The organism is Streptomyces sp. Ag109_O5-10 (assembly GCF_900105755.1).
In the GTDB taxonomy this organism is placed as follows: Bacteria; Actinomycetota; Actinomycetes; order Streptomycetales; family Streptomycetaceae; genus Streptomyces.
In genome coordinates this window covers 3,834,355-3,861,053 of record NZ_FNTQ01000001.1, presented here as the reverse complement: position 1 = coordinate 3,861,053, position 26,699 = coordinate 3,834,355, and the positions used below count along the sequence as shown (strand labels likewise).

Annotated in this window: 31 protein-coding genes and 2 tRNA genes; 13 read left to right on the top strand and 20 right to left on the bottom strand. The window is 68.9% G+C overall.

The genetic code is table 11. The features are described 5' to 3' along the window. Window positions 1–14 precede the first annotated feature (14 nt). From BLW82_RS17630 to BLW82_RS17580, 12 genes are all read right to left on the bottom strand, one after another. A complete protein-coding gene (locus BLW82_RS17630) occupies window positions 15–809 on the bottom strand; it encodes a deazapurine DNA modification protein DpdA family protein (RefSeq protein ID WP_093499702.1) in 795 nt (264 codons plus the stop codon). A 14-nt stretch (window positions 810–823) separates the two neighbouring features. Further along, window positions 824–1,327, bottom strand: a complete 504-nt coding sequence (locus tag BLW82_RS17625) for a hypothetical protein (protein ID WP_093499701.1) — start codon at window positions 1,325–1,327, stop codon at window positions 824–826. 21 nt (window positions 1,328–1,348) lie between these two features. Beyond that, window positions 1,349–1,540, bottom strand: coding sequence for a hypothetical protein (locus BLW82_RS17620; protein WP_093499700.1), 192 nt, complete (start codon window positions 1,538–1,540; stop codon window positions 1,349–1,351). 212 nt (window positions 1,541–1,752) lie between these two features. Further along, a complete protein-coding gene (locus BLW82_RS17615) occupies window positions 1,753–3,867 on the bottom strand; it encodes a P-loop NTPase family protein (RefSeq protein ID WP_093499699.1) in 2,115 nt (704 codons plus the stop codon). Between the two features lies 1 nt (window position 3,868). Beyond that, on the bottom strand, window positions 3,869–5,437 hold the full coding sequence (locus tag BLW82_RS17610; protein ID WP_093499698.1) for a hypothetical protein: 1,569 nt from the start codon (window positions 5,435–5,437) through the stop codon (window positions 3,869–3,871). Window positions 5,438–5,732: 295 nt separating this feature from the next. Then, window positions 5,733–6,743, bottom strand: coding sequence for a hypothetical protein (locus BLW82_RS17605; protein ID WP_093499697.1), 1,011 nt, complete (start codon window positions 6,741–6,743; stop codon window positions 5,733–5,735). A gap of 16 nt (window positions 6,744–6,759) precedes the next feature. Beyond that, window positions 6,760–7,128, bottom strand: coding sequence for an RRQRL motif-containing zinc-binding protein (locus BLW82_RS17600; RefSeq protein ID WP_093499696.1), 369 nt, complete (start codon window positions 7,126–7,128; stop codon window positions 6,760–6,762). Further along, entirely contained in the window at window positions 7,128–7,454 is a 327-nt protein-coding gene (locus BLW82_RS17595) for a hypothetical protein (RefSeq protein WP_093499695.1), read from the bottom strand. The genes BLW82_RS17600 and BLW82_RS17595 overlap by 1 nt, the downstream gene beginning before the upstream one ends. After that, entirely contained in the window at window positions 7,451–7,744 is a 294-nt protein-coding gene (locus BLW82_RS17590) for a hypothetical protein (RefSeq protein WP_093499694.1), read from the bottom strand. Before BLW82_RS17590 ends, BLW82_RS17595 begins: the two co-directional genes overlap by 4 nt. Before the next feature lie 149 nt (window positions 7,745–7,893). Then, window positions 7,894–8,085: a hypothetical protein gene (locus BLW82_RS17585; RefSeq protein WP_093499693.1), complete on the bottom strand. Its 192-nt coding sequence runs from the start codon at window positions 8,083–8,085 to the stop codon at window positions 7,894–7,896. Window positions 8,086–8,198: 113 nt separating this feature from the next. Then, window positions 8,199–8,366: a hypothetical protein gene (locus BLW82_RS44455; protein ID WP_177232980.1), complete on the bottom strand. Its 168-nt coding sequence runs from the start codon at window positions 8,364–8,366 to the stop codon at window positions 8,199–8,201. Window positions 8,367–9,424: 1,058 nt separating this feature from the next. Next, entirely contained in the window at window positions 9,425–10,141 is a 717-nt protein-coding gene (locus tag BLW82_RS17580) for a GntR family transcriptional regulator (RefSeq protein WP_093499692.1), read from the bottom strand. Window positions 10,142–10,191: 50 nt separating this feature from the next. Here BLW82_RS17580 and BLW82_RS17575 point away from each other — a divergent pair, with 50 nt between their 5' ends. Then, a complete protein-coding gene (locus BLW82_RS17575; RefSeq protein ID WP_093499691.1) occupies window positions 10,192–11,052 on the top strand; it encodes a class I SAM-dependent methyltransferase in 861 nt (286 codons plus the stop codon). Window positions 11,053–11,065: 13 nt separating this feature from the next. Here the strand turns inward: BLW82_RS17575 and BLW82_RS17570 are convergent, their stop codons facing one another. Beyond that, the gene (locus BLW82_RS17570; RefSeq protein WP_256215847.1) at window positions 11,066–12,256 is read right to left on the bottom strand and encodes a helix-turn-helix domain-containing protein; all 1,191 of its coding nucleotides are present in this window, start codon (window positions 12,254–12,256) and stop codon (window positions 11,066–11,068) included. Between the two features lie 12 nt (window positions 12,257–12,268). Next, a complete protein-coding gene (locus BLW82_RS17565; RefSeq protein WP_093499690.1) occupies window positions 12,269–13,102 on the bottom strand; it encodes a hypothetical protein in 834 nt (277 codons plus the stop codon). A gap of 172 nt (window positions 13,103–13,274) precedes the next feature. On the opposite strand from BLW82_RS17565, the gene BLW82_RS43925 reads away from it, so the two are divergent. Next, window positions 13,275–13,754, top strand: coding sequence for a hypothetical protein (locus tag BLW82_RS43925; protein ID WP_143063679.1), 480 nt, complete (start codon window positions 13,275–13,277; stop codon window positions 13,752–13,754). 214 nt (window positions 13,755–13,968) lie between these two features. Here BLW82_RS43925 and BLW82_RS17560 read toward each other — a convergent pair whose 3' ends face one another. From BLW82_RS17560 to BLW82_RS17555, 3 genes are all read right to left on the bottom strand, one after another. After that, on the bottom strand, window positions 13,969–14,199 hold the full coding sequence (locus BLW82_RS17560) for a hypothetical protein (protein WP_093499689.1): 231 nt from the start codon (window positions 14,197–14,199) through the stop codon (window positions 13,969–13,971). 662 nt (window positions 14,200–14,861) lie between these two features. After that, window positions 14,862–15,395 carry a hypothetical protein gene (locus BLW82_RS43920; RefSeq protein ID WP_143063677.1) on the bottom strand — a complete coding sequence of 178 codons (534 nt, stop codon included), beginning with the start codon at window positions 15,393–15,395 and terminating at the stop codon, window positions 14,862–14,864. A 23-nt stretch (window positions 15,396–15,418) separates the two neighbouring features. Continuing rightward, a complete protein-coding gene (locus BLW82_RS17555; RefSeq protein WP_093499688.1) occupies window positions 15,419–16,327 on the bottom strand; it encodes a hypothetical protein in 909 nt (302 codons plus the stop codon). A gap of 332 nt (window positions 16,328–16,659) precedes the next feature. Between BLW82_RS17555 and BLW82_RS43915 the strand changes: the two genes are divergently transcribed. After that, window positions 16,660–17,349: a hypothetical protein gene (locus BLW82_RS43915; protein ID WP_143063676.1), complete on the top strand. Its 690-nt coding sequence runs from the start codon at window positions 16,660–16,662 to the stop codon at window positions 17,347–17,349. A 385-nt stretch (window positions 17,350–17,734) separates the two neighbouring features. Beyond that, window positions 17,735–17,947, top strand: a complete 213-nt coding sequence (locus BLW82_RS17550) for a hypothetical protein (RefSeq protein WP_093499687.1) — start codon at window positions 17,735–17,737, stop codon at window positions 17,945–17,947. Window positions 17,948–17,951: 4 nt separating this feature from the next. On the opposite strand, the gene BLW82_RS17545 is transcribed toward BLW82_RS17550, so the two are convergent. Beyond that, window positions 17,952–18,608, bottom strand: coding sequence for an SDR family oxidoreductase (locus BLW82_RS17545; protein WP_093499686.1), 657 nt, complete (start codon window positions 18,606–18,608; stop codon window positions 17,952–17,954). 177 nt (window positions 18,609–18,785) lie between these two features. Next, the gene (locus BLW82_RS17540; RefSeq protein WP_093499685.1) at window positions 18,786–20,054 is read right to left on the bottom strand and encodes an amidohydrolase family protein; all 1,269 of its coding nucleotides are present in this window, start codon (window positions 20,052–20,054) and stop codon (window positions 18,786–18,788) included. Window positions 20,055–20,331: 277 nt separating this feature from the next. On the opposite strand from BLW82_RS17540, the gene BLW82_RS17535 reads away from it, so the two are divergent. The 8 genes from BLW82_RS17535 to BLW82_RS17500 all read left to right on the top strand — a co-directional run bounded on the left by BLW82_RS17535 (window position 20,332) and on the right by BLW82_RS17500 (window position 25,279). Then, a tRNA-Thr gene (locus BLW82_RS17535) sits at window positions 20,332–20,404 on the top strand. A 46-nt stretch (window positions 20,405–20,450) separates the two neighbouring features. Beyond that, window positions 20,451–20,523: transfer RNA gene (locus tag BLW82_RS17530), tRNA-Met, on the top strand. Window positions 20,524–20,613: 90 nt separating this feature from the next. Beyond that, window positions 20,614–20,778 carry a 50S ribosomal protein L33 gene (gene rpmG, locus BLW82_RS17525; protein ID WP_003948671.1) on the top strand — a complete coding sequence of 55 codons (165 nt, stop codon included), beginning with the start codon at window positions 20,614–20,616 and terminating at the stop codon, window positions 20,776–20,778. A 117-nt stretch (window positions 20,779–20,895) separates the two neighbouring features. Then, a complete protein-coding gene (locus tag BLW82_RS17520) occupies window positions 20,896–21,360 on the top strand; it encodes a MaoC family dehydratase N-terminal domain-containing protein (RefSeq protein ID WP_093499684.1) in 465 nt (154 codons plus the stop codon). Between the two features lie 7 nt (window positions 21,361–21,367). Further along, entirely contained in the window at window positions 21,368–21,796 is a 429-nt protein-coding gene (locus BLW82_RS17515; protein WP_093499683.1) for a MaoC family dehydratase, read from the top strand. A 132-nt stretch (window positions 21,797–21,928) separates the two neighbouring features. Next, window positions 21,929–22,510, top strand: a complete 582-nt coding sequence (locus BLW82_RS17510; RefSeq protein WP_093499682.1) for a TetR/AcrR family transcriptional regulator — start codon at window positions 21,929–21,931, stop codon at window positions 22,508–22,510. 94 nt (window positions 22,511–22,604) lie between these two features. Beyond that, complete coding sequence (locus BLW82_RS17505) at window positions 22,605–24,041, top strand: DHA2 family efflux MFS transporter permease subunit (RefSeq protein WP_093499681.1); 1,437 nt, start codon at window positions 22,605–22,607, stop codon at window positions 24,039–24,041. A 182-nt stretch (window positions 24,042–24,223) separates the two neighbouring features. Beyond that, window positions 24,224–25,279, top strand: a complete 1,056-nt coding sequence (locus BLW82_RS17500; protein ID WP_093499680.1) for a UDP-N-acetylmuramate dehydrogenase — start codon at window positions 24,224–24,226, stop codon at window positions 25,277–25,279. Between the two features lie 14 nt (window positions 25,280–25,293). On the opposite strand, the gene BLW82_RS17495 is transcribed toward BLW82_RS17500, so the two are convergent. Further along, the gene (locus tag BLW82_RS17495; protein ID WP_093499679.1) at window positions 25,294–25,923 is read right to left on the bottom strand and encodes an NAD(P)-dependent oxidoreductase; all 630 of its coding nucleotides are present in this window, start codon (window positions 25,921–25,923) and stop codon (window positions 25,294–25,296) included. Window positions 25,924–26,079: 156 nt separating this feature from the next. Between BLW82_RS17495 and BLW82_RS17490 the strand changes: the two genes are divergently transcribed. After that, a complete protein-coding gene (locus BLW82_RS17490; RefSeq protein WP_093499678.1) occupies window positions 26,080–26,697 on the top strand; it encodes a TetR/AcrR family transcriptional regulator in 618 nt (205 codons plus the stop codon). Window positions 26,698–26,699 lie beyond the last annotated feature (2 nt).

Below are 26,699 nucleotides of genomic sequence, written 5' to 3'. Positions count from 1 at the left end.
TCCTTGGATGTGAGTTAGGCAGCGTTGAGCAGGGGCTGTTGCCAGGCGGGTATGGCTGCCAGGACGCGGGTTCGCCAGCTCAGGGCGTATTCCAGGCAGTTGGCGCAGTTCTTGTGCGTGTGGCCAGCGATCGGGGGTCTCTTGCGGGCGTGATAGCTCCAGGCCGCGGAGTCCGCGGAGGCGAGCAGGTGGCCCACCTTCTCCAGTCCCAGGGTCTTGAAGCCGAAGCCGTGCAGTTTGAAGCCGTGCGCGGCCATCGCGGTGACGATCGCGGCGCCCTTCTGCGTGGACTGGAGCCGGCATACCGAGCCCAGTCCGACGACCGGTTCGGCCCGCAGGTCCACGCCGGCCTTCTCGTACAGCTCCGCGCACCGTTCGTAGGCGGGCACGTTGTCGCCTTGAAGGACGGGCGCGATGCGCAGGTCCGGGGCGCGTGAGCGCAGTTCGAGGAAGTTGGCCACCGTGCGGCGCTGGTGCTCTTCCACGCTGAGATGGGTACCGGCGAACACGTTCGGTCCGGCCGTGCCACCGTGGACGATGAGGTCTTCGCACATCCAGTCCTGCGGGGCTGCCCAGTCGTAGGGGCCGACGCATTCCCAGATGCGGCGCAGGTCGTCCACGTACTGGCGGGGGGTGCGGGTCCACTCGCCGTGGCGCTGGAGCTCCGAGAACCCGCCGGAGTCCACGGCATACGGACCAAGCGCGGGAGTCAGTTTGGCCGCCTTCACGAAGTGCTCGGACTTCAGGAACAGCGGCACCCGGGTCAGCCGGACCCAGTGGCGTTTGTGGGTGGTCAGGTAGAAGCGCAAGGCGGCTCCTGGGGTCAGGTGCGGAGTTCGTTGCGGTTGCGGGCAATCAACCCGTACGCGGGCGTGGTGATCGTGTTGGTCTCCTGCCGGACCGGCCCGGCGTAGTGGTGGTGGGTCTCCGTGCGGACTCCTCGGAGGGAGCGCAGGGCCGATCCGACGGCGGCGACGACCGCGGCCACGCCAGCGATCGGGAGGGTGACGAACAGGACCGAGGTGAGCGTGACGGCGGCGAAGCCCTGGCAGGCGAGCCAGATCCCGCACCCGAGTCCGACGCAGGTGGCGCCGACGCCGATACCGGCCACGGCGGTGCCCGCGGCCCATGCCGGGACAATGCGCCGGTCGGGCTGCGGGACGGGCGGGGTGGTGCCGTAGGCGGGCAGGGGGCTGGTGTCGCGGTAGGCGGTCGGCATCTGGTGGGTGGGCCGGTAGGCGTCGGCGATGATGCGGCGGGCTTCGGCGGTGGCTTCGGCGTCGGTCATCCGCGGCTGCCAGGCCGCACTGTTCTCGTACTCGGGCATGGCGGTGGCTCCTGGCGGGGGTCAGGTGAGGTGGCGGGCGGCGTCGGCGAGCGCGAGGCACATGGCGCGGACGGGTCCGGCGGCGCCGGTGCCGGCGGTGAAGAACCCGAACAGGAAGAGCACGAGGGCGCTGAACGGTCCGAGGTAGCGGCCGCGCAGCAGGACGAGGGCGAGCACTCCGAAGAGTGCGACGGCGGACAGGGTCACGATCACGAGCGGCCTCCCGGAAAGCGAGGCGGGCAGCACCCGTTTCCGTGGTGCTGCCCGTGTGGTGGCTTGTCGCGTTGCTTGTCGTCTGTCTTGTCGTGCGGCTTGTCGCTTGTCTTGTCTTGTCGCTTGTCGCCTCCCAGCTCACAAGCCGTTTCCGGCCCCCTGGGGGCGGCCGTGGCGGCATGTGTCGGGGCAGGGTGACAAGCGACAAGTGATCAGTGTTCGGGGGGTTGTTGGGGTGCGTGGCGGTGGTGGACGTAGCGGGCTTTGGTGCCCTCCCCGACGCGGACGGCGGTGCCGTCCTTGACCCACGTCTTGAGCCAGCCGACCACCGTCTGACGGGTGGTGCCGTACTCGTCGGCGAGGGCGCGGGCGATGGCGGATGCGCCGGTGCCGTCCGGGCCGGCGGCGAGCAGCAGGGCGAGCGCAACCTGTTGCGCGGGGCTGTCATGCTCGCCCCGCAGTGCCGACAGGTTCAGCCCGCCCGCCGCGGGCGGCGGGGTGTCGGGGGTGTGCGGGTCGGGGGTGGTGGCGAACTGTGCGTCGATCTCCTCGCGGAAGCGGCGCAGCATCTCGTCTTCCGCCATCTCAGGTCCGGCCGCCTGCGTGTCGCGGAACGCGGACAGCCGCAGCGCCTCCCCGCCCGAGGTGTCCGTCTGCTCGTCGTCGGGGACGATCTGCTCGCGCATCCATGCGGTGCGCTCGCTGTCCCAGCGGCGGATGTAGGCGGCCCCGGCAGCCTTGACCGACACGTCATCGAGGACGGGGTGCCGGTCGGAGGTAGCGGCGATGATGTCCCGGATCTGGTTCGGCAGGATGCGCCAGGCTTTGAACAGCGCGGCCGGGGACTCGGGGGTGCCCATGAACCCGGCGCCCTTGAACGGGGCCTGGTCCACGCGCAGTCCGCGCGAGCCGGGGAACATCTTGCCCAGGTCCATGCCCTCGGTCTCCCCGCCGGTCAGCGCGACGCGCACCTTGGCTTCCCGGCGGATCATCAGGTTGCCGAGCACGCTGCCGGTCGCCCCGAGCGCGGTCAGCACGGTGCGCAGGCCCATGGCGCGGGCGATCCGGATGACTTCGAGGATCTTCTCAGCGAGCTTGCGCATCTGCCGGTCCGGGCTGGCCAGGATCTCCGCGCCCTCGTCGATGACCAGCATGATCTGAGGAATCTTGGGGCTGATCGGCAGCAGGTCGGTGTTGGCCTTGGCGAGCAGGTCCTGATAGCTGGTCTTGCGGTGCTTGGCGACCCGCACGGCCGTGTCCAGCATGGCCATGGCCTCATCGAACGTGCCGGCGAGCCAGTCGATGCCGGGCCGTACGGTCTTGCCGTCCTCCCGCACGATCTCCTGGTTGAGGACGGGCAGCACCCAGGGCAGGCCGGCCGATCCGGCGTTCAGGTCGATCACCCAGGTCAGGACGTCTTCGGCGCGGGCGAAGCCAGCGAGGATCGCGTGGACCATGTTCGTCTTGCCCGACCCAGTCGGCCCGACCACCAACGCGCACTGCTCGCGCAGGTAGGCGAGGATGCTCTCCGCGTTCGTGCGGTAGCCCCACGGGATGCCCGTGTGCAGGGACAGGACGCTGTAGTCGGCCGGGTAAGTCCGTTCCTCCTCCAGGACGTTGACCGTGGTCACGTCAATGATGACGCGCCCCTGGTGGATGCCCGGGGAGGCGGTGGCGGTGCAGCCGTGCGGCAACCGGGCGTCCGCAGACAGTCGCGGCGACTCGGCAGCGATCTTGTTCCAGGTGGCGCCGCCGGGAGGGAGTTCGGCGTCGATGGAGTAGCCGGCGCCGGTCTCCCACATCTCCACTCCGAGCACGCGCACGGTGAGGGAGCACACCCGCTGGATGCGCTCGACCCATTCCGCGGCGATCGCGCGGCGCTCTGCGGACAGCTCGCGGGCGATCTGGCGATGTTCGGCGGCGAGTGCCTCCTCTTCCCGTGCCTCCTCGAACAGGGCGGAGGATCGGGCGGCGGCGCCGATGCCGACGCCGATGGTGGCGAGGGATCCGAGCGCGGCCCACGTGAGCGGGCCGTGGGTCATGGCCCAGGTGGTCCAGCCCGCCCCGATGAGCCAGGATGCGGCGCGGGTGGCCAGGGTGCGGCCGGCGTTGCGTACCCGCAGGCCCACGACGGTGTGTCCGAGGGCGCCCGCGGCACCTACGGCGAGGGCCCAGCCGGGGGGCATGTGGGTGGCGGCGCCGGTGGTGGCGATGGCGAAGGCTCCGGTGGTCGCGGACAGGGCGCCGGTCACGGGTCCGTGACCGGCCGCCCAGTCCAGCACCGGGCCACTGCTCTGCTGCTTCTTGGCGGTGGCGGTGCTGCTCATCTCAGACGTTCCAGCCCTTCTCAGCGTCGTGGCCGTTGCGGGGGTCCTCGTGGCGGGCGATGTCCTGCTCGTGGACCTGCCGGAACAGCGGGCCCATGTCCTCGGCGACCGCAACCGCGCTCATGAGGGCGCCGAAGATGTCGTTGAAGCCGTCCGCGATCTCCTTCTCCAGCGGGAACTCGTTGTCGGAGCGCTCGGCGAGGATCTTCATCACGTTGGCCACGCTGCTCAGCGCGGCCGGGAGCCCTTCGACCATGGCGAGGATCTCCATGGCGTTCTCGGGCTCGTAGGCGTTGGCGGCCTGCTCCATCTCGGCAGCGGCCTCTTCGAACCGGAAACCGGACACGTACTCTCCTTCACTGACCTCGGGAATCGTGGGGGTGGGGACCTTGGCGGCGGGCCGTTCGACACTGTCCGCGATGCCCTCGGTGCCGTCCTCGGTGGCTTCCGCGTCCGCGGCGGCTTCCTGCTCGCGCAGGTCCTCGCGGGTGATCTCGTCGCGTTCGGCGCGCTGTTGCGTGGCGGTGCGGACCATGGCCCAGTACAGGCGGCGGCCGGGGTACATCAGCCACGGGATGTCGAACTTGCGGCCAATCGGGGTGGTCAGGCAGCCCAGCAGGCCCACGGGCAGGGCGAGCAGGGCAGCGAGCAGGCGTCGCCCGTGGAAGCGGGCCGCGGACCGGCGCAGTGCCTTGCGGGCGGCCTTGCGCGCGGGCGCCTTGCGGACCGCGGCCCGCTGCGCGGCCACCGTGGCGCCCGCCTTGGCGTCGCGCTTAGCACGCTGTTTGGCGATCGCCGCATCGCGCGCGGTGCGGGCTTTGCGGGCGGTGCCGCCCAGCAGGCGGCCGGTCAGACCGGCACGCTTGCCCACCCCGGACTTGCGGGCGGGGGTGTTGGCGTTGCGGCGCGCGTCGGCGACCGCACGCCGTGCGTTGGTGGTCTGTGTGCGCTGTCCGGCACGGGTCCCGGTGGCGGCCTGCTGCGCGGCGCGCAGGGCGCGTATCTGCCCGACCCTGCCCGCGCCACCGGCCGAGTGCTTGGACGCACCCGGACCGGTCGTGCCGCGGGTCTTCGAGCCGGTGGCGGTGCTGGCGGGGCGGGCGGCCGGGCCACTGCTACGGCGGTGCTGGCCCGGCACACCACCCGACCTGCCACCCGCACGACTGGCACGGGAGCCGGCCGAACGGGTCCCGGACCCGCCGCCGGTCAAGCCGCCGTGGCGCAGGCCTGCGCTGCGGGCAGCAGCACGGCCGGCGGCGCGGGCCGCTTGCCTGCGGGTGACGCGGCGGGCGTTGGGCTTGCGGGAGCGGGTGGCGGCGACCGTGCCGAGGACCACCATGCCGGTAGCGGCGACCATGGCGGCGATCGGGCCGCCCGCCAGGGAAGCGGCGGCGACCATACCGACGGTGCTGTTCGCCCCGGTCAGGGCGAGCGGCACGACAGGCCACCCACCCGGGGTGTGCTCTACCTCCCTGCTGTCCTTCGCCGTGGTCGGCGCGGTGTCGGGTGGTGTCGGGGGTGTGGTCGGGGCAGCCTCGATGGCTACCGGCTCGGTGCTGAGTTCCGTCATGCTGGGAGCACTCCTTTTGGGGAGTAGGGCCCGGCCGGGGCCGTAGGAAGTTGCCGGCCGGGCCTGCCGGATGAGGGGCTGAAACCGCAGCGCAGACGCGGTGCGGGCGGCTCGCGAGAGCCACCGTGTGGAGCGGTTGGGTCAGCTCGCCGGGTCTGCCCGCGGGTCTGCGAGGGTGCCGCTCGCCGGGGCTCACCGGGTCTGCTTCACTGGTTCGGTCGACTGCTTCCGGCAGTCGCAACGACGGCCAGCCCAATTCCCGTGGGCTGGCCGTCATTGGTGTGTGCCGGACGCGTTACGGCTGTGCGTCTTCCGCGTCGATCAGCGCGGCGTACGCCTTGCGCACGCGCTCCTCCTTCGCGGGAAACCCTGCTGCGCGGTACGCGGCCAGGGCCTTGCGGTAGGACAGCGGAGGGTTCTCCGAGTGGCGAAGCCACCGCAGCACGACCGTGAGCTGTTCCTCGGTCAGCGGCTCGCCCGGCTGAGGCGTCGCGACACCCGCCACGGCCGCCACTCCGGCCAGCGCCGCCCAGTCGAGCGGGGTGTGTCCCGCGCCGTGCGGGGCGGGGAGTTCCGGCGCCGGGGACACGGGGCCGACCTGCGGGGACACGGGGGACACACCCGGGGACACACCCTCCTGTGTCCACTGCCCCAGCACCTGCGCCAGGTCGTCGTCCGAGAACAGCGCCGGGACCTCGGGCACGTCGTCGTCGACGGGGTGCTCGGTGGTGAGCTTGGCGAGTTCCTCGGCTGCCTCGTGGCGGACCTTCTGTGCCTTGCCACGGGCCTTGCGCTCCTCGCGCTCCAGCACGGCCGCGGTCTCGTGCCGGTCCGTCTTGGCGCGGGTGACGGCCCGGCCGATGGCCACCTGGTCCCGCGTCGCGCTGCGCACGGCGTCGATCTGCTGCTGCGCTGCAGGGGAGATCCGGGTGGACTCGCGTTCCACCGCCATGATGAGCGTGGCCTTGGCGGCGGCGGGCACGACGGCGCCGATGACGGCGACGGCGGGGGTGGCGTACATCAGGCCGTGGGTGAACAGCACGCCGACCGAGGCCACCAGGAACACCCAGCCGAGCGTGGCCGGCAGCGTTCCTTTGGAGCCCTGGCGGCGGTGCGCGGTCTCCATGGCCAGGGCGTACAGCCATACCGCGTCGTAGATCCCGGCCACGGTCATGGCGAGTGCGGTCGGGGCCTGGCGGGAGAGGATCTCCCCCACGGCGTAGACGGTCCACCCGAGCGACATGCCGGTCAGCGCGACCGGCAGGCTCCAGTGAGCCGCCCGCCGGGCAACGTGCTTGGCTTCCATGTTTTTCACTCCGTTTCTACTGGTCATCGGGGTAGGCGCACGGGACGCAGACCCCCAGCGATGCGGGGATGACGTATCCGGCGTCGGTGCGGCACTTCGGGCAGGTGCGGCGCGCTTTCATCGCGCACTCCAGCGCGCGCCGCCTGGCCGGCGTCATCGGCCGAACCGGGAGGGCCTTGTCGAGCCGGTAGAGATAGGCGACCAACGGGCCGCGCCGGTAGCGCGGGCGCAGGATCTGCCCGGCCACCGGCTGACCACCCGGACGCAGCCCGCGGGCCCGTAACTGCCGTCTGGTCGCCAGCCCGTCGGGGGCGCAGTGCCAGGGGTAGGTGGGGATACCGTGCCGAGCGCCGTTCGGGTCGAAGCACTTGCCCCACGACGCCATCAGGCCGCGGCCTTGACCGGCGCGGGGGCGGGTAAGTCGCCGAAGCCGGTCAGTTCCAGCACGGCGCCCGCGTAGTCGACGGACGCCTTCAGCACGCTGGTGTCGCCGCTCTGCTCGCCGTAGGCGACGTCGTCCGGGGTGATGCCCAGGGCGTCCCGCCAGGTCTCGAAGTGCGCCAGGTCGTCATGGAACCTCAGCTGCAACCGGTTCGGGTACAGGGGTGACACGTCGATGTCCGGGGCGGGCAGGTGCCCGAAGTCCACGGCGAGCAGGCGCAGCACGCGCAGCGGCACGGCCAGGCAGTCCAGCGTCGGGTCCTGGTTCATGCCGCGGCCCCCCGGCGTACCGGACGGCGGCGGGTGGGGCGGGGCAGCGGGACCACGTTGAACAGCTCCGGATGGTCGTCGACGACCTGCGCGGCCAGCCGGATCAGGTCGTCCGGCCCGCTCGCGAACTCGGGGTCGGTCAGGATGTCGCGGGCCGCGTCCATGCGCGCCGCACGCTCCATCTCGCTCTCGCCCTCCACTCCGAGCCAGAGTTCGACGGGCGTACCGAGGGCGAGTTCGAGGAAATCCTGTGGACTGTCGGCCCGGTGGCCAGACACGAAGGAACGCATGGGAGCTCCCAGCTCGAAGGGAAGGAAGAGGCCAGGGACCGCGGAACAGGCGGTCCGGCGTAGGCGGCCACCACCCGAGTGCGGCGGGCCACAGTGCCCCGGCCGGGAGTCGAACCCAGCCTTGCGACCATCGGGGCGGTTGAAGCGGGTCAGCGGCGGAAGGCCCAGCGGGTGAGCGCGGAGAGCTGGTCGGTGACGTCGGTGACGTTGCCGGATTCCAGTTCGTCGGCGCGGTCCTCCAACTGCCTGGCCCGCTGCTCGTTGCCGCGGTCGCGCGCCCATTCGGCGGCCTGCCGGTTCTCGTCGGCCTGGCGCCGCATCCGGTCAGTGATCTTCCCCATGCCGGGTTCCTCTCAGCTCTGCGAACAGGTGGTCGTGCGTGCCCCGGGCCGGATCCGATCCGGCGCCCATCACGGCTGGTCACCGGGGCTGTAGAGGTGGTGACGGGTGGGTGCTACCGGGGCTGCTCGGTCAGGTGAGCCGCGTCCTCGTAGGCGCTGCGGATCTCCTGCTGCTGCCAGGCCAGCTCAGCCGCGGCCGGCACAGGGTCCTGCCGACCGAGGTCAGCGGCCCACGCGTCCGCACGGGCCTCCATGTGCCAGGCCGCCGGATCGGTCGCCATCAGCACGCCCCCTCGAACGCGGGGCACGCGACCGAGTGACCGGCCGGGTACGGGTGCGGCCCACGCGGACGCGGCGGCAGCGGATCCTTCGTCTTCTCGTGCTCGCTACCGGCCATCAACGGCCGCCCCGGGCACGGGCGTTGTCCTGGCTCTGCTTGTTCGCGGCGGCGTTCTTACGGGCCAGTTCGGCCCGCTCCGCGTCTGTCAGACTGGTGATCACAGGTGCCTCCAACCAGGTGCCTGTACGCGGTCCCTCGGGTCGCACCCCGGGGGACCGCTCACGGCCGGACTATCCGGCTCCCCCCGCCCCGCCCGTACAGGCGACGCACCCAGGTGCGGGCCGGACGGGCGAGGAGAGGCAACCGGCCGCAGCGCTAGCCGCTGCGATGGCAGGTAGAGGGCGGCTCGGATTGGCCGTGAGCGTGCGTTCCACTCACCGACCGGGAAGGGGTTCTGGCGCTCGCCGGCCGATCCATCACGGCGACGCCCACGGTCTTCGCTGGTGCACTGGCTATCCCATCGGTTGAGGTCAACAAGGGTGTGGCAGTGCAAGACGGACGCGTCAGCGCTTGAAGCGAGGCGTCCGTGATCTCCTCCGGTGACATCGTCCGTTTCGGCTCTCACGCGCAACGTGAGGGAGTGCCTAGTCCGTTCGTGGCGACACTTGGAAGCTGTGTCGCCGCGGTCCTATCCACCGACCGGTCATCGCGGGGAGTCGCCCTCGCTCGGGATTCGGTGTCTCAGTGCCGTGCACTCACGAGCCCGCGAAGTTCGGTTTCGCGCTCGTGGACCGCTGTCCAAGTTGTTCGCACCGGGTCTGACAGTCGACGGACTGCATCTGCCACTCCCCTCCGACCTGACAGCCAAAGGGTGGTGCTGCCGCTCCCCTTACAGGCCGGGCGGCGTTGCATCCAAGACTGGACCGGTGGACCGGTCCAGTCAAGCGATGAAAGCAGAGTTGGCGGATTGAAGGGACAGTCTCCGCAGCTCAGAGCGCCTAAAAAGGCGTCAAAAAAGCTGGACCGGAGGACCGGTCCAGCTTCGTTTGGCGGTGTTTTCTACATCGCGTAGGTGTCCACCTGCTCGAAGAGCGAGGAAGGTGTGACTCCCTCCTCACAGACCAGCGGACGACCCTCCTGGTCGTAAGCGGTGTGAAGGAGTACCGCCACTGCGCTTGCCGGCGGCACGCCCAACCGGTCCGCTTCTTCGTCTGTGGCGAGCCGCACTGTGGTCACATCCACCCCCTCGACCGGAAACCGTCCGGTCTGCCGACGGACGTAGCGTGTCGTGCCTTCGGCAATGGGGGCGGTGTCGGCGAGACGGGGAGACGCCTCTGCGATCTCGGGAGGGAACCACGCTTCGACGCAACTATTCGGGGTTCCGTCGGGTAGCTGCAGAACACGGATGCGCCGAAGTGCCTGCGTCCCAGGGGGGAGCTTGAGGGCGGCGGCGACTCGGGCGGGGGGTTCTGACCAGTCGGGTGCCCCGAGGCGCAAGAACGGCATACCGCCCAAGATGCGCGCCGATCCGGCACGACGGGCACCGGCAGGACGCGCTACGGGCGTCTCCGTGACGACGAAACCGGTGCCTTGCTTGGCCACTACAACGCCGTCGTTGCGCAGCACGTCCACGGCCTTGATGGCAGTGGCTCGTGACACGTCCCACTGCTCAGCCAGGTCACGGCCGGACGGGATGGTGTCCCCAGGAGCGAACTCGCCAGCGGCGATGCGGGCGCGCAGAGACTCGGCGATCTCTTCGTACTTCAGAACAGCCATGGCTTCCCCTCGCGCTGGACTGGTCCACCGGTACACACGATACTGCGAGCATGTCGAATCTCGAATTGGCTCCCTCCGTGATGCGGTTTTACGGCGAGACAGTGAACGAGGACAGCCGTCTGCGCAGGTCGGCAGATGGGCGCATGGAGTTGATCAGGACGCAGGAGCTCCTCCGACGCTTCTTGCCCCCCGCGCCGGCGCGCGTCCTCGACGTGGGAGGCGGGACTGGGGTTCACGCCGAATGGCTCGTTAAGGACGGCTACGAAGTCACGCTTGTGGATCCGGTGCCGCGGCATGTGGAGACCGCCTCAGCCGTGTGCTCGGCGATCGTTGGGGACGCTCGTGATCTGCGCGAGCCGGACGACAGCTTTGACGTAGTGCAGCTTCTTGGGCCTCTGTACCACCTGCCCGATCCCGAGGACCGCACTAGGGCGTTGGCGGAAGCCAACCGAGTGGTGAAGCCGGGCGGGTTGGTGGCTGCAGCGGCGATCAATCGGTACGCGTCGCTCTTCGAGCACGTCACGTACGCCCACCTGCACACTGAGCGGATTCGGGATTCGGTTTCCGAGATCCTTGAGACGGCCGTCTACGACGGGGTACGCGGGTTCACTCTGTCGTACTTCCACCGAGCTGAAGAGCTGGTGGCGGAGTTGGTGGCCTCCGGTCTGGAGGACGTGCAGGTCTTCGGGATCGAAGGGCCTGCGTGGTCACTCGTGAAGGCAGCCGAGCAACAGCCGGGCGAAGGGCCGACGGACGACCTCATTGCGTCTGCCTTGGAGGCAGCACGCATGGCGGAGCCGTACCCAGAGCTGCTAGCCGCCAGTTCGCATCTGCTGGCCGTAGGGCGGGCTCCCTACCCGGCGTCGTCTGCGGCGCCAATGGCGCCGCAGACTGCCCAGACGGGGAATTGATCAAGCCCGGGACTTAGGTCCCGGGCTTATCAATCTTGCTTCCAAACAGGGGGATCACCCCGTCTTGGCTATCTACTTCTTGAGGCTCAAGAAATAGATCCTCACGTACGGGGGACCTTGCTGTCACTGTTCGAAAGATCCCCGGAGTCACCCGGGATTCTCTGGCCAGTGAAAGTTCGTCCATACCTACGCTCGACAGAATTTCCACCGCCTTGGGGTAGAGTGACGGTTGCTCTACGGCAGGCATTTCTCCTGGTTCTCGGCGGCGCCATCCCTTCGATGACAAATAGGCGACAGCGTTGCGATACGTCACGTCACTCATTATGCCGAGAGCCCTGGAGCGATACAGGAGAGCCTGAAGGCTTACCCCGTAAGTCTCCTTCAGTGTTGCGAGGATTCTCCAGTCTGCCTTGCTGGGCAAAAGGTCGCGCAACTCATCCTCCGGGAGCAGGAGTTCAGCCGCGAATCGGTGCGCCTGGTTCTCGACGACCTTGCTCCCCGGTTCAGCATCCACGTGCATCACGAGATGCCCAATTTCGTGGGCAACGTCGAAGCGCTGACGATAGTAATCTTCCTTGGCTGGATTCAATACCACCGTCGGCCTGTAGCCGTCGTCAAAAGAGTAGGCGTCAACTGCGGCAGTTTGCGCGGGGCTGAACACGACCACGACGCCATGGTTTTCTGCTAGGCGCACCAGGTGGCCAACCGGCCCTGAGCCAATGCCCCAGTGCTTGCGAAGAAGACGAGCCGCCTCCTCGGGGAGCGTGCTCGACTCGTCTTCTACGTCGACGCTTAGCCGCGGCAGATTGGGTTCCGGGAACTCGACGTGCCGTTCGAGAGCGGCGCCCACATCTCCAGCGATAACTCCGTAGGCGAAGGCTTGGTCTCGCGCCAACTGCGTCGTCGAACGCAACGAGCGAAAGTGAGGTACGGAGTCGCTGGCTGTCGATTGGTGAGGGCCAGGGAGGAAGAAACCCGGATCCACTCCAAGCGTCAGGCATAGCTGAGCAACCGTCGCGGGCGCTGGGCGTTTCGTGTTGTTTTCATATGCCGCGACAGCGGTAGCGCTTTTGTCGATTTTCGTGGCGAGTGCGTTCTTTCTGAGGCCGATCAGTTGTCGCGCGAGCGTCAAACGTCGTCCGTCGAAGAGGCGAGAGGCGTCACTAACCTGCACATCTGTGCGGCGTGAGGAATCCATGACCATCCACTCGTTTCATTACTTGTCGTTCTCTCCCGACGTCAGGCGACGCTCTCCGCTCCCTTCCGACGACTGACGGCGAAGGCGAACGGGTGCGTCCTGAATGCCGGACAATCCGGGACGAGGGTCGGGCGAAGTGGGAATCGGTACCGAAGTGGGAGTACCCGGTTCGGCTGCAAGTAGATCATGCTTCCAGTACCAGGCATCCCCGCCCCCACGATTCAAACGAGAGCGCCCCAAGTAAAGTTCTCGGATGTTCAGCTCTCGTTCGATGCTGTGGGCGACGATGAGCGTTGTCGCGTTGAGCTCCGCGTTCTCTTCCCTCAGAGCCTGGATGGTGGCGGCGAGCGACTCGGCCTCGTCCTCCCAAAGGGTGGGGTGAGGGTCCAGCCATCCTGTCGGCTTCCCCTGAGACGCAACGCGCTGCTTGGTGGGGCTCTTCCGGGGCCACGGGATGCGATTGCTCTCCCCGAACACGAACGACGTGAGCAGGAACCGCCAATCCCCACACCGCCACCCCGGCGACTGATTGAGGTCAGACCAGACGACTGTGCCTGGGGCGATGAGGGGCATCTTGCGGTGCTCGCCCGGGGCCAGTCCGGCAGCCACGAGGTCCAGGCCGGCTGAGGCAGACTCGAGTGAGTCCACGCTGTGCTTCCCTGTGGAGAACGCTCGGTGCAGTCGGTCAACGAAGAGCTTGTGGGCGGTAGATCCGACCCAGCCCTGGTCATGCCCCGTTTCGGGGTCGTAGTCCTCCATAGTGCGTCGGTAGGCCGACGCACTAGCCCATGTGAGGGTCGCGAGAACACCACTGGACTCAAGGTCCTCAAGCGCATCCTGCTGTTCGCTCATGCCGCATGACTCTACCTCATCTCAGTAAGTGGTGCGTAAAAATGAACCGGATCCCTATGGCGGCGCGTTCAAGTAAACCGAACACGCGATCGAATCTATGCCAACCTATCGTCTTGCTTGGCGCCCCACCAGTACTCAGTCTCTGCTCGTACTGGCAGGTTGGTGTCGATCCTTGACATTGGTCAGTCGTGGCATTCGCCTGATCAACAGCGTGAGCGCCTGCCACGATGTGGTCATGCCGAAGCCTGGAATGCCTCTCCAAGCCGCGCTCATTCCCGACTGCACCAAGCCGGAAGCCCACCGCGCTGCCTACAAAGCAGCCAAGGCCGACGATGCGATCTTCGTATGCATTGCTCGTCAGGGGCAGCGTTGGAAGGTGCAGCTTGATGCCATGGCCAGCCGCAGGCCCTACGTATCGGATCAGGCGATGACCGTCCTGCAAGCAGCGGCTGAAGCGCTCGTACTGGACGGCACTGTGGAGCAGGCCAACGTCGGAGCTGACTACATCTCCATGTGGCCGATTGAGACCGAAGAGAGGGCACGCGAGATCGGAGCCGCGTTCCACGCCGCGATGTACGGTCTCCAGCTCCTACACCTCGCAGCACCGAGCCAGCCGGGACCGCCTCCTCCTCGGTCAGGAGGGGGCCGTTGACATCAATGTGGGCGCACAACCACACACGGCGACGGCTGCGCGCCTTACCCCGCTGGCGGCCATCCTCCGGCCAGCAGTGACCGGACCGAGTGACGAAAACGCCCGAAGGTTCAGGTCAAAGCGCGTCTGGCCATGGGAATCTGGTTGGTCTTGAAAAGCCGCTGTGCTCCCAGCCAGGCAGGGCTGACCCCGTAGCCGGGCGGGAACCACTGCCTCACAGCGGCGGGAGGCTGTGCTTCTTCTTCCATCTCCGTCGGCGACCCTGGCGGACTTCCGCGAACAGGAAGCCGGCGTTGACGACCAGGACCACGCCCAGCAGCAGGTGTGGCAACCAGGACCACCACGGGTGGGGGTTGAGCAGAGGAGCCGCGATGCCGTTGAGGCCTAGGAGAAAGGACGCCGCCATGAAAGCCCACAGCCACCACGGCGCACGGCGGTCGGCCATGTTCCCCCCTCCTGCGCGGTGAAGTCCGGTGTTCGCCGGGAGCAGCGTGTCACAACGGCGTGCTCGCCACACCCCCCGGCAGGCACGGCCCACAGATCTCCCCACCTCGTCGAGCCGGCTGCGCTCCGCTCCGCCGGCGCGCTCCCGGCTCGGCGCCGGGCGCCGCTCCTGCCTTCGGCCCGCTCCGCCCGCGCTGCGCCGACGCGCGCCCACGAGGACAACTCCGGGCCATGAGCCGATCACCGTAGAGGGCGGCCACCGGTCACAGCCAGCCTCCGGCGGGGGCGCTCAGGCTCCGAGATGGCGGGGGCGCCGATCGCGAGTGCCGGCGGACAGTGGCGTGCGCGGGGTGCTCCCATCCCGTCTGCCATCGACCCAGGCAGAGCCGAGCAGACGCGGCCCATGGCGTCCAGGTCGTTCGTACAGTGGCGCGCTCCACCTGGACGCCATGAACCACGCCCGCTCCACGGTGTGTGGGCCGACGGCAGACGGGATGGGAGCCGGGAGGGTTGTGGTGGAGAAAGGTGACCATGGCACCAGATTTCCGCTCGTTCGGTCCTCTCATTCAAGAGGCCGCACATGGTCGTTGAGTACTGGGGCTTTCGACATACTCGAACGAGCGGCAAAGCGGCTCTGCTGACTTGGCGGAGTTTCGCGGCGTGCTATTTCACCTTCGGGGGGAGAAGCGGAATTTTAGAATGAGCCAGCCACAATCGTTTTAGGCTCATCAATACCGTCAGCGCTAGGTGAAGAAAGGTAGCGACCAGAAGTCCGGTCCATGCCCAGTGAACTGGCTTCTTCGGATCGCTGACAGTGCTGCACGTAACGAGCGAGACGATCAGGAAAAGCCCAACAACTACCGCCCAACTGACGTTATTGAACAGTTCTTTTATGTACTTTGTTGCTTCTTCGTCTCCGAGTCGATCGTCGCGCTGCAAACGTAGGCTGAGTGTGAAGACGTTGGTCAACAGTCCGAATAGCAGGCCGGTGAAGATTCCGACCCCGCCGATGAACTTGGACACGTCGTATAGGCCAAAATGGCCGTAGTGTCGCAGCGTCGAGGTAAGGGCCCCCGCGGCCAAGGGGAAGAGGATGAAGGCCGCGAAATCTGCCAATCGCCTCTTTTGGGTTTTTGCGTCTACGTAGGTTCGAAAGTGGGCTTTCGCGATATCGCGGACATCCCACTTTTCACTCACGAATCCCCCTCAGGCTTCCATGCTCACTGCTGCCACGTACGTCTGCTGACGTGCATGTAGTCAAGTGAAGCACCCGCCTCTGACACTACTGCTGACCTGAAGGTTTCCGGCGTGGGGGTCCCGCCGGGCCCGTTGTCCAGTTCGTACATGAAGCGTGGCAGGTCGTGATCAACGACGATAGTCCGGGAGCGCCCGTCTGATTCAATCTGCATGCGCACCTGGTCGGCGTCGGGGACCCTGACCGAGAAGACCGTGTCCGAGGGGAGGCGCTTCTCCATTGCCTGCTTGATCCAGCCAGCCGGCAAAAAGCGCCTGCGTGCTGCCTTCACGCGATGCTCTTGAATTCGGCTTCCAACTGCTCCATCAGAATCCTGTTGATGGACGACATATGTGATCTCTTTGAGACTGGAATGATTGATGAATTCATTCCAAGCGTTCGTGTCCTGGAAGTGATTGATCTCGATTACGTACCGCTCGTTAGGGAACTTCTCGCGAAACCATTCCTTGAATGAAGCGCACAGGGCGCCAAAGGCGGAAGTGTGGCCTACGAATTCACTGGCCCACAGTGCGCAATCTCCTACTGTGGGGATAATTAGAGCTTGGCGTACTGGGTATGATGCGGCGTCTGACTTCTGTATATCGTACGAGTCGCTACCGGTGTCAGTCGCCACAACCTTTCCCGTCACCCCGTAATTGCCGGACTCGACCGTGAACCAAAGGGTTCGGAAGTCTACCTCTGAATTTTCGAGCCGGAGATATTTTTCGGTCTTATCTATTCGCTTCCCCTTTCCTTTCAATTCCGAATCTAGGAACTCTGAGTAAAGCGCCAACAGGTCACTGTCGTTCGGCCCAAATGCGCCAACGGGGAGGTATTCATCCGACCGAAACTTGCGGATCTTTACTTCGTAAAGGGAGAAGGCGTGTCGTGCCATGCGGTGCATCTTTCTGAGAACAGGGCGACGTGTGGTTGGCAGGGTACTGTCAGTCGCAGTTGATGCATAGCGTTGGCCAAAGGAGCAGAGGCCTTCTTCTGTGGCTGGGCCGTCTGTGGGCCGTCCGAGGGGGACCGGCGACGACAGATGACGGCAGTCAGCGACCCGAGCGTGCCGCGGCCCGCTTCCGATGCCGCATGGTGTCCGGTCAGCCGCCTATGCCATGGATCTGATCAGTTCCGCCCTGTCGGGACACGGCCTGAAGAGCGGGCGGCGGCGGGCTCGGCGACTCCTGGGTACACGCTGCCGCCATGCGCTGCCACACTCGCCGGATGGTTGGTCAGACATGTCCTGCGGGGCAACAGAGCGCAGGTTCGCTTCCCGCGGCTGCCGTCGTGGCGGCCTGCGCCTTGATCTTCACCGTAACTACCTTCTGGTGGCTCAATGCTCGGCAGGGAAAGCTGCGGAGCTGGGAGCCACACTCGTTCGCTGCTGCGGTCACGCCGCAGCTAGCCCGGCTCCGATTCCCCCTTGTTCTCTACAACACCGGTGCCAAGCCCATCGTGGTGATCGACCTTCGCTTGTCGTTCCCGGAGGAGCAACGATCGGTGCTGCCCCTGCCTTGGACGAGTACGCGGGATCGCCTCAGACCAGAGTCGGAAGATGGTGTGCGCCTGCCAGCGCCATTCGCTGTCAGCGGGCGGACGGCTGATCAGGTCTTTTTGGAGTTTGGGGCACCATTCCCGGGCTTCGTGCCAGAAGCACGGGACTACAAGGCCGTTATTGAGGGGCGTCTGGGGCATCGAACCGTCCTTGATCGTGCGCTGAGACGCCACCAGACGTGGCAGCCGATCCTCAGTTTCACCTTGCGCGCAAGGCACATCACTGAACCCGGCGCCTATATCGCCTACAGCAACAAGCCAGGTGATCGAACCGAAGAAGAGCTGCGGAAGGCAGACGCGGCTCTTGGTGCGCTTCTGAAGACTCTCCGGGGAGCCGCTGAAGCGGGTGAACAAGCGTGAAGGGCGCCCCGGACGGGGCGCTCCTGGTCGGGGTTCCCCTGTAGGCACAAGGGCGCCTTTCCCCCATGCGTCCCCCAGACGGCTCCACAGAGAGGGAACGGCCTGATCAGACTGAGTGGAGTCGGCCCGCTGTAAATCTGCCGGCTCAGCCTTCCCAGGTTCGAATCCTGGCGCCGCCACACGGGAACGATGGGCCCGTGACCTGCGATCAAGCAGGTCACGGGCCCATTGTCGTGCGCTCGGCCGCATGCCTTGCGCGCGGGCCGGACCATGCGGGCGCGGGGCGTGGACGCGGGGCATGACGAAGATCATGACGGCGCTTGGCCGGTGAGGTGGCCGGGCCGCGGTCCGCCGGGGGTGTCCCACCTCGGGGCACACTGAACACATGTCCTCCCGACGCAGAACCTGCCCGGTGTGCCGCCGTGAAATCGCCGTCGTGGCGGGCCGTTTCGCACGGCACGACCCGCCCGGGGCCCGTGAGGCCGGGGAACTCGTCTCCTGCTCCGGGTCGCGGCAGCAGGCCCGGATCGCGGCCGTGGAACCCTCGTTGGACGGTTACGTCGTGCCGGAGTTCCCCGGGCAGCTGCCGCTGTTCTGAGAACTCAGTTCCCGGCCACCGACTTCACGGCCACCGTGACCGGCGTCGACCCGTTGATCAGCTCCAGGGTCAGGCCGGCCGTAGCCGAGGTGTCCACCAACTCCGCCAGTACGGCGGCCACGTCGTCACGGGTGACCGTACCCCGGCCGGTGTGCGCCTCCAGCCGCACCAGACCGGTGCCCGGCGCGTCCGTCAGCGAACCAGGGCGCAGGATCGTCCAGTCGAGGGTGCTCTGCCCGGTCACGTACACGTCGGCCTCGCCCTTGGCCCGCAGGTACACGTCGAAGACGCCGTCGCCCCGGTGCGCCGGGTCCGCGCCCATCGAGGAGACGACCACGAAACGGCGTACGCCCGCGCGCACGGCCGCGTCCGCGAACAACACCGCCGCGCCCTTGTCCACCGTCTCCTTGCGGGCCGTGCCGCTGCCCGGGCCCGCGCCCGCCGCGAACACCGCCGCGTCCGCCCCCTGCAGCAGCGCCGCGACGTCCTCGACCGACGCCGACTCCAGGTCCAGCAGCACCGGTTCGGCACCGGCCGCCCGCAGGTCGTCGCCCTGCTCGGCTCTCCGGATGATTCCCGCGACCTCGTCCCCGCGCGCGGAGAGCAGCCGCTCCAGCCGCAACGCGATCTGACCATGACCACCAGCGATGACAGTGCGCATGTTTCAGACCGTACGCCCGAAGCCCCGCATCCGCCGCACGACTTCATGCGCCCCACGCGCCGGGGTGGTTCCTCCTGGCGCGCCGGTCCGAAACGGGCGCCCTGCGGGGATCCCGCGCTCCGCGCCGCGCGCTCCCGCGCCCCGGTCCGCACGCGGGCGTTCGCGTTCGCGCGTCCCTCAGGACAACGCCCCTCGCCCCTGCCGGGGCAGCCCCAGTTCCGCTGCCACCGCCGAGTTGCAGTACTCGCGGACCGCGCTCGTGCGTGCCACCACGCGCCCCCGGTGCACCACGATCCGGCTGTAGGCGAGCGAGAGCGCACCGGCCAGCTGGTCGCCGCGTACCGCGAGGAGTTCGGCGGGGAATCCGGCCTCGACGCGGACCTCCGGCAGGCCGAGAGCGGCGCGGGAGGCGGCGCTCACGGCGTCGTAGGCGTCCTCGGGGCGCAGGCCGTGCCGGGAGGCCAGGAGGTACGCCGCCTCCAGGGGGTCGGCGCGGCCGACGGGGTTCGACAGATCGCGCAGGGCGCCGCTGCCGGCGGCGATCCGCACCCCGGCCGCGCGCAGCAGTCGTACCGGAGGCGTGCCGCGGCGGTCCACGGCGCCGCAGCCGCCCTGGGGCAGGCACACCACCGTGATGCCGGCCGCGGCGAGCTGGTCCGCGACCCGCGCGGCCACCTCGGCGGGCAGGCGCGCGAGCCCGGCGCACGGTCCGAGGGCCACGCCGGGGCGCAAGCCGCCCGCCATCGCCGCGAGCCTCGCCAGCCGGGCCGGGTCGGTGGCGTCCGTGTGCAGGTCGACCGGGCAGCCGTGTTCGGAGGCGACCTCCAGGACCGCCTCCGCGTAGCCGGTGGGATCGGGGTCCAGGTCGGGGCAGCCGCCCATGACGGACGCGCCCATCTTCGCGGCGTCCCGCAGTATGGCGAGCCCGTCGGCGCCGGCGATCCCGGTCAGCACGCGTGGCATCGCGACCGTCGTGAGCTCCGCGAGCCCGCGCAGCGAGCGGCGCGCCTGGAGGACGGCGGCTAGGGCGCCCAGCCCCTGGACGTCGCCCACGCGCACGTGCGCGCGCACCGCCGTCGCACCGTGTCCCAGCTGCAACAGGGCCGCCTCGGTGGCGCGGCGCTGGACGTCCTCGGGTTCGTAGGAGACCGGGCCGTCGTGTTCGGCGGAGAGCGCGCTGTCGCCGTGGGCGTGCGGTTCGGCGGGGGCGGGGAGGAGGAGGTAGCCGGACAGGTCCACACGCGTGCCGCCCGTGCGGGCCGGGCCGGGGGCCAGGCTGCCGGCCGTACCCACCGCCTCGATGCGCCCGCAGCCCAGCCGTACGTCCACGGTCCTGCCGTCGGTGAGTCGTGCCCCGCACAGCAGGAGCGCGGCCGGGTCGGGCCGGCCCGAGGAACCCTGCGGGTTGGACGACGACGAGGGCGGCTGCGGCTGGCTGTCGGGCATCGCGCTCCATCAGGGTCGGTCCAGGCATGGGACTCAAGATCACGCAGAGTGAGTCGAGCCTAGGACGGCGAGCCGCGCGCGGCGGGGAGGAGCGCAATAGTCGTACCGGAGCCGTCGGACCTGCGGGGAACGGTTGCCCACGCGCGCGTGGCGGGTGACGGAAGGGGCCCGGGAGGCCGTTGTGAGCCGTGCGGGAGGGGGCCGGAAGGGGCCGGGAAGGGCGGCGGGAAACGGATTTGGGCGAACGGCGGCCGAGCGTGTAATGTCTTCATCGCTCGCCCCAATAGCTCAGTCGGCAGAGCGTCTCCATGGTAAGGAGAAGGTCTACGGTTCGATTCCGTATTGGGGCTCTGGTGTGGGAGGTTCCCGTCGCGAGGCGGGAGCTGATCTCATCAAAGCGGTGTAGCTCAGTCGGTAGAGCAAGCGGCTCATAATCGCTGTGTCACCGGTTCAAGTCCGGTCACCGCTACTGACAGTAGCCGATTGCGGGGTCGGTCCTTCGATCGGCTACTCTTTCTTGCGTTGAATCAGTCCATCCGTTCGTCTTAGGAGCACTCACGTGGCTGCCACCGACGTCCGCCCGAAGATCACGCTGGCCTGCGTGGAGTGCAAGGAGCGGAACTACATCACCAAGAAGAACCGGCGTAACAACCCGGACCGTCTTGAGATGAAGAAGCACTGCCCGCGTTGCAACGCGCACACTGCGCACCGCGAAACGCGATAAAAACAGGCTCGTCCGTGAGGCCGTCCCCGACTCGGGGGCGGCCTCACGGCGTTTCGGCCGATGCCTTTCCCGCTAGTTTGTGGGGCAGCACAGCAGACATCAGGAGGTGCCGGGCCAATGGCGCTCGACCAGTCCTTCGTGGGACGGACCTACCCGCCCACCGAGCCCTACGAGGTGGGCCGGGAGAAGATCCGTGAGTTCGCCGAGGCGGTGGGCGACACCAACCCCGTGTACACGGACCCGGAGGCCGCCAAGGCGCTCGGCCATTCCGATGTGATCGCCCCGCCGACCTTTGTCTTCTCGATCACATTCCGCGCGGCCGGACAGGTCGTCGAGGACCCGCAGCTCGGCCTGGACTACAGCCGGGTGGTGCACGGCGACCAGAAGTTCGCCTATCGGCGCCCGGTGCGCGCCGGCGACCGGCTGACCGTGACCTCGACCATCGAGGCCGTCAAGTCCCTCGCGGGCAACGACATCATCGACATCCGTGGGGACGTCCACGACGAGACCGGCGAGCTCGTGGTGAGCGCCCTGACCAAGCTGGTGGCCCGCGCGGCGGACGAAGAAGAAGGCGGGGCGTGAGGATCCGATGACGTCGAAGATCGCGTACGAGGACGTCGAGGTCGGCACCGAACTGCCGGCGCAGACCTTCCCCGTGACCCGTGCCACGCTGGTGCGGTACGCGGGCGCCTCCGGGGACTTCAACCCGATCCACTGGGACGAGAAGTTCGCCAAGGAGGTCGGCCTGCCGGACGTCATCGCCCACGGCATGTTCACCATGGCCGAGGCGATCCGGGTGGTCACCGACTGGACCGGTGACCCGGGTGCGGTCGTCGACTACGGCGTCCGCTTCACCAAGCCCGTCGTCGTCCCGAACGACGATCAGGGCGCCCTGATCGAGGTCAGCGGCAAGGTCGCGGCCAAGCTCGACGACAACACCGTGCGCGTCGACCTGACGGCGACGAGCGCAGGGCAGAAGGTGCTGGGCATGTCGCGGGCGGTCGTCCGGCTGGGCTGAGCCCGGCCTCGCGACCGGTAAGGGGCGCTCTGCCATCGTGGGCGCCCCTTACGCGTCACCGGGGTGCAGGCGCCGAAGCCCTTCGGCGGCCGATCCTTGACTTAGTTAGTGATTGAGCACTAACTTCATCGCATGGTCAGGATGAGTGCCGAGGAGCGGCGCGAGAGCGTCATCCGTGCGGCGATCGCGGAGTTCGCACAGAGGGGCTACTACGGCACCTCCACCGAGGCGATCGCCAAGCGGGTCGGGGTCTCGCAGCCTTACCTCTTCCGGCTCTTCCCGGGCAAGAAGGCGATCTTCGCCGTCGCCTCGCAGCGCTGCGTCGACGAGATGCGCGAGCTCTTCGAGAAGGTGGCCGAGGGGCTGCGCGGTGAAGAGGCCCTGGACGCCATGGGTGAGGCGTACGTCCAGCTCATCCAGGAGCAGCCGGAGCGGCTCCGGATGCAGATGCAGACGTACATCGCCGTCGCGGCCGCCGAGGCGGAGGGTGAGCACGAGTTCGGCGAGCTCGTGCGGGCCGGCTGGGGGCGGCTGTGGGACACCGTCCACCTGCTCTCGGGGGCGGACGTCGACCGCACCACGACCTTCCTGGCCAAAGGGATGCTCATCAACACCTATGCCGCCATGGGGTTTCCGCCCGAGCACCGGGTCTGGCAGGGGATGTACGAGGATGCCGGGGCCAGGGGGAAGCCGGAGAAGTGCGGCGACGAGTGAGGGGACGGTTCACCGTTCCCCGCCCGGGCCTTTTCATGACCCAGAAAATTAGTGACTGATAACTAATCAACGCCGAGCACGCTCTGGGGGAGCGATGTCACAAGAGACCGCACGTCGTGGGGGCGCCGGATGGGCCCTCGTCATCACCAGCGTCGCCGGGTTCATGGCGGCCCTCGACAACCTCGTCGTCACCACCGCCCTGCCCTCCATCCGCAAGGACCTCGGCGGAGCCCTGGACGACCTCGAATGGACCGTGAGCGCCTACACGCTCACCTTCGCGGTCCTGCTGATGTTCGGTGCCGCCCTCGGCGACCGCTTCGGCCGGCGCCGGCTCTTCCTCACCGGGCTCACCGTCTTCACCGGCGCCTCCGCCGCCGCGGCCATGGCGCCCGGTATCGACTCCCTGATCGCGGCCCGCGCGGTGCAGGGCGTCGGTGCGGCCGTCATGATGCCGCTCACCCTCACCCTGCTGACGGCCGCCGTGCCCGAGGCCAGGCGCGGGATGGCCTACGGCATCTGGGGCGCCGTCAACGGTCTCGCGGTGGCCTCCGGGCCGCTCATCGGCGGCAGCCTCACCGAACACGTGTCCTGGCACTGGATCTTCTGGCTGAACGTGCCGCTGGGCCTCGCCCTGCTGCCGCTCGCCCGGCTCCGCCTCGCCGAGTCCCACGGCACCGGCGCCCCGCTCGACGTCCCCGGCACCCTGCTCGCCAGCGGCGGCCTCTTCGGGATCGTCTACGGCCTGGTGCGCGGCCCCGCCGACGGCTGGACCAGCCCGCTCGTGCTCACCGGGCTCTTCGCGGGCGGCGCCCTGCTCGTCGGCTTCGTCCTCCACGGCAGCCGCGCCAAGAACCCCATGCTGCCGATGCGGCTCTTCCGCTCCCGCGCCTTCTCCGGGATCAACGCGGCCAGCCTGCTGATGTTCCTCGGCATGTTCGGGTCGATCTTCCTGCTCAGCCAGTACATGCAGGGCGTGCTCGGCTACTCGCCCACCGAGGCGGGCCTGCGGATGCTGCCCTGGACGGGCATGCCGATGATCGTCGCGCCGATCGCCGGCATCCTGTCCGACCGCATAGGCGGCCGCCCGGTCGTCGCGGCCGGGCTCTTCCTCCAGGCCGCCGGGCTCGGCTACCTGGCCTCGGTCGTCACCGCCGACGCCTCCTACGGCGCCCAGCTGCCCGGCCTGATCGTCAGCGGCATCGGCATGGCCCTGTACTTCGCCCCGGCCGCCAACCTGGTGATGTCCGCCGTACGCCCGCAGGAACAAGGCATCGCCTCCGGCGCCAACAACGCGCTGCGCGAGGTGGGCGGCGCACTCGGCGTCGCGGTCATGTCGTCCATCTTCTCCGCCCAGGGCGGCTACGAGAGTGCCCAGAGCTTCGTGGACGGACTGCAGCCCGCCCTGGTCACCGGCGCGGCCGTGGTGGCCCTCGCCGGGATCGCCGCGCTGGCCATCCCCGGCAGGCGACGCGCCGCGCGGCTCGTGGCGGAGGGGGAGCCGGCCCCGGCACTGGAGACCGTAGGCCGCTGACGACGGCTGACGGCACGCGCGCGTGGGGCCCCGTTTCCGGTGCGGACGGGGCCCCACGCGCGCGTGCCGCTCGGTGCGGACGGGGCCCCACGCGCGCGTGCCGCTCGGTGCGGACGGCGCCCCACGCGCGCGTGCCGCTCGGGGCGGCCGGACCGCCGGCGGCGTCTCGTAGTCTTGGGCGCGTGCAGGAACTCCACGACGCCCCCCTCGCCCCCCTCACCACCTTCCGGCTCGGCGGCCCCGCCACCCGGCTGGTCACCGCGACCACCGACGCCGAGGTGATCGCCGCAGTCCGGGCGGCCGACGACAGCGGGACCCCGCTGCTGGTCATCGGCGGCGGATCGAACCTCGTCATCGGCGACAAGGGCTTCGACGGCACCGCCCTGCGCATCGCCACCACCGGATTCGAACTGCGCGGCAGGACGCTGGAGCTGGCGGCAGGCGAGGTGTGGACCGACGCGGTCGCCCGCACCGTCGAGGCCGGCCTCGCGGGCATCGAGTGCCTCGCCGGCATCCCGGGCTCCGCGGGGGCCACGCCCATCCAGAACGTGGGGGCGTACGGGCAGGAGGTCTCCTCGACCGTCACCGAGGTCGTCGCGTACGACCGGCGGACGGGCGCGACGGTGACGCTGGCCAACGAGGAGTGCGCGTTCTCGTACCGGCACAGCCGCTTCAAGGCCGACCCGGAGCGGTACGTCGTCCTGCGCGTCCGGTTCGGGCTGGACGACGCGGGCGGGCTGTCGGCGCCGGTGCGGTACGCGGAGGCCGCGCGGGCGCTCGGGGTGGAGCCGGGGGACCGGGTGCCGCTCGCCGACGCCCGCGAGACGGTGCTCAAGCTGCGCGCCGGCAAGGGCATGGTGCTGGATCCCGAGGACCACGACACCTGGTCGGCGGGGTCCTTCTTCACCAACCCGATCCTCGCGGACGAGCAGTTCGCGGCCTTCCACGCGCGCGTGCGCGAGCGGCTGGGCGACGGGGCCGAGCCGCCCGCCTACCCCGCCGGGGAGGGGCGTACCAAGACCTCGGCGGCCTGGCTGATCGACAAGGCCGGGTTCACCAAGGGGTACGGCAGCGGCCCGGCCCGGATCTCCACGAAGCACACGCTGGCGCTGACCAACCGGGGCGGGGCCACGACCGAGGACCTGCTGGAGCTGGCGCGGGAGGTCGTCGCCGGGGTCCGGGAGGCCTTCGGGGTGACCCTGGTCAACGAGCCGGTGACCGTCGGCGTCAGCCTCTGAGCGCCCCGCCGGACTCAGTACGCCACGCCCACCCCCTGCTTCACCGTCCCCGCGTCCTCGATCATCGCGAGCATCGCGTGGGCCACGTCCGCCCGTGCGATGAAGCGTCCCTTGTGCGGGAAGCCGCCCACCACCGTGCGGTAGGTACCGGTCAGCGGCTTGTCCTGCAGGCGCGGCGGGCGGACGGAGGTCCAGTCGGTGCCGCTGCGGGACAGTTCGGTCTCCATCTCGCGCAGGTCGTCGTAGACCGGCTTGAGGACGGTGGCCACCAGACCGCGCATGGTGCGGTCCAGTAGGCCGTCGTCCGGTTCCGGGCCCACCGGCGCGGCGCTCACCACCAGCAGCCGTCGTACGGCCTCCGCCTCCATGGCGGCCAGGACCGTGCGGGTCAGCCGGGCGGCGACGCCGGCGTCCCCCCGGCCGCGCGGGCCCAGACCGGACAGGACCGCGTTCCGCCCGGTCACCGCCGGGCGGATCACCTCGGGGTCGGTGAGGTCCGCGCGGACCACCTCCAGGCCCGTGCCGGTCACGGTCAGCCGGGCGGGGTCGCGGACGACCGCCGTGACCCGGTGGCCGGACGCCAGCGCCTGACGGACGATCTCGCGGCCGATTCCGCCGGTCGCGCCGAACACAGTGAGATTCATGACTGCTCCCGTTCCAGCACAGTGATGGTGAGCGAGGTGGGTGAGTATTCACTCACCCATCGCCATCTCTAGAGTGAGTAAGCACTCACCCACCCGTCAAGACTTCTCGGGAAGTCCGTCGGAATCGCCGAAAGGGGCATGTGATCCTTGGATGCCATGGAGCAGAAACCGGCCCGCGTCCGCATCCTCGACGCCGCTCACGAGCTGATGCGCACCGTCGGGCTCGCCCGCGTCACCACCAAGGAGATCGCCAGGGCGGCCGACTGCTCCGAGGCGGCCCTGTACAAGTACTTCCCCAGCAAGGAAGAGCTGTTCGTGCACGTGCTCACCGAGCGGCTGCCACGGCTCCTCCCGCTCCTGGGCGAGCTCACCGTCGAACCCGGCCGGGGCAGCCTGGAGGACAACCTCACGCGGATCGCCCGTCAGGCCGCGCTCTTCTACGAGGAGAGCTTCCCGATCACCGCGTCCCTCTACGCCGAGCAGCAGCTCAAGCGGAAGCTCGACGACACACTGCGCACCATCGGGGCGGGACCGCACGTGCCGATGAGGGCCCTGGACGGCTACCTGCGCGCCGAGGCGGCCCTCGGCCGGATCCGGCCCGACGCCGACACGTCCGCGGCCGCCGCCCTGCTCCTCGGCGCCTGTGTCCAGCGCGTCTTCTCCTACGAGGCGACGGAGACCGGCGAGCGCCCGCCGGTGGACGCGTTCGCGGCCCGCGTCGCCCGCACCCTGCTCGGCGGGCTCTCCGTCGCCGAGGAGCCCGCCCGCCCGTGACC

Coding starts and splice junctions, on each gene's coding strand:
- BLW82_RS17625 (WP_093499701.1), bottom strand. CDS start 1,327: ATGCCCGAGTACGAGAACAGTGCGGCCTGGCAGCCGCGGATGACCGAC.
- BLW82_RS17615 (WP_093499699.1), bottom strand. CDS start 3,867: ATGAGCAGCACCGCCACCGCCAAGAAGCAGCAGAGCAGTGGCCCGGTG.
- BLW82_RS17610 (WP_093499698.1), bottom strand. CDS start 5,437: ATGACGGAACTCAGCACCGAGCCGGTAGCCATCGAGGCTGCCCCGACC.
- BLW82_RS17605 (WP_093499697.1), bottom strand. CDS start 6,743: ATGGAAGCCAAGCACGTTGCCCGGCGGGCGGCTCACTGGAGCCTGCCG.
- BLW82_RS17600 (WP_093499696.1), bottom strand. CDS start 7,128: ATGGCGTCGTGGGGCAAGTGCTTCGACCCGAACGGCGCTCGGCACGGT.
- BLW82_RS17595 (WP_093499695.1), bottom strand. CDS start 7,454: ATGAACCAGGACCCGACGCTGGACTGCCTGGCCGTGCCGCTGCGCGTG.
- BLW82_RS17590 (WP_093499694.1), bottom strand. CDS start 7,744: ATGCGTTCCTTCGTGTCTGGCCACCGGGCCGACAGTCCACAGGATTTC.
- BLW82_RS17585 (WP_093499693.1), bottom strand. CDS start 8,085: ATGGGGAAGATCACTGACCGGATGCGGCGCCAGGCCGACGAGAACCGG.
- BLW82_RS44455 (WP_177232980.1), bottom strand. CDS start 8,366: ATGGCGACCGATCCGGCGGCCTGGCACATGGAGGCCCGTGCGGACGCG.
- BLW82_RS17580 (WP_093499692.1), bottom strand. CDS start 10,141: ATGGCTGTTCTGAAGTACGAAGAGATCGCCGAGTCTCTGCGCGCCCGC.
- BLW82_RS17575 (WP_093499691.1), top strand. CDS start 10,192: ATGTCGAATCTCGAATTGGCTCCCTCCGTGATGCGGTTTTACGGCGAG.
- BLW82_RS17570 (WP_256215847.1), bottom strand. CDS start 12,256: ATGGTCATGGATTCCTCACGCCGCACAGATGTGCAGGTTAGTGACGCC.
- BLW82_RS17565 (WP_093499690.1), bottom strand. CDS start 13,102: ATGAGCGAACAGCAGGATGCGCTTGAGGACCTTGAGTCCAGTGGTGTT.
- BLW82_RS17560 (WP_093499689.1), bottom strand. CDS start 14,199: ATGGCCGACCGCCGTGCGCCGTGGTGGCTGTGGGCTTTCATGGCGGCG.
- BLW82_RS17555 (WP_093499688.1), bottom strand. CDS start 16,327: ATGGCACGACACGCCTTCTCCCTTTACGAAGTAAAGATCCGCAAGTTT.
- BLW82_RS43915 (WP_143063676.1), top strand. CDS start 16,660: ATGGTTGGTCAGACATGTCCTGCGGGGCAACAGAGCGCAGGTTCGCTT.
- BLW82_RS17550 (WP_093499687.1), top strand. CDS start 17,735: ATGTCCTCCCGACGCAGAACCTGCCCGGTGTGCCGCCGTGAAATCGCC.
- BLW82_RS17545 (WP_093499686.1), bottom strand. CDS start 18,608: ATGCGCACTGTCATCGCTGGTGGTCATGGTCAGATCGCGTTGCGGCTG.
- BLW82_RS17540 (WP_093499685.1), bottom strand. CDS start 20,054: ATGCCCGACAGCCAGCCGCAGCCGCCCTCGTCGTCGTCCAACCCGCAG.
- BLW82_RS17520 (WP_093499684.1), top strand. CDS start 20,896: ATGGCGCTCGACCAGTCCTTCGTGGGACGGACCTACCCGCCCACCGAG.
- BLW82_RS17515 (WP_093499683.1), top strand. CDS start 21,368: ATGACGTCGAAGATCGCGTACGAGGACGTCGAGGTCGGCACCGAACTG.
- BLW82_RS17510 (WP_093499682.1), top strand. CDS start 21,929: ATGGTCAGGATGAGTGCCGAGGAGCGGCGCGAGAGCGTCATCCGTGCG.
- BLW82_RS17505 (WP_093499681.1), top strand. CDS start 22,605: ATGTCACAAGAGACCGCACGTCGTGGGGGCGCCGGATGGGCCCTCGTC.
- BLW82_RS17495 (WP_093499679.1), bottom strand. CDS start 25,923: ATGAATCTCACTGTGTTCGGCGCGACCGGCGGAATCGGCCGCGAGATC.
- BLW82_RS17490 (WP_093499678.1), top strand. CDS start 26,080: ATGGAGCAGAAACCGGCCCGCGTCCGCATCCTCGACGCCGCTCACGAG.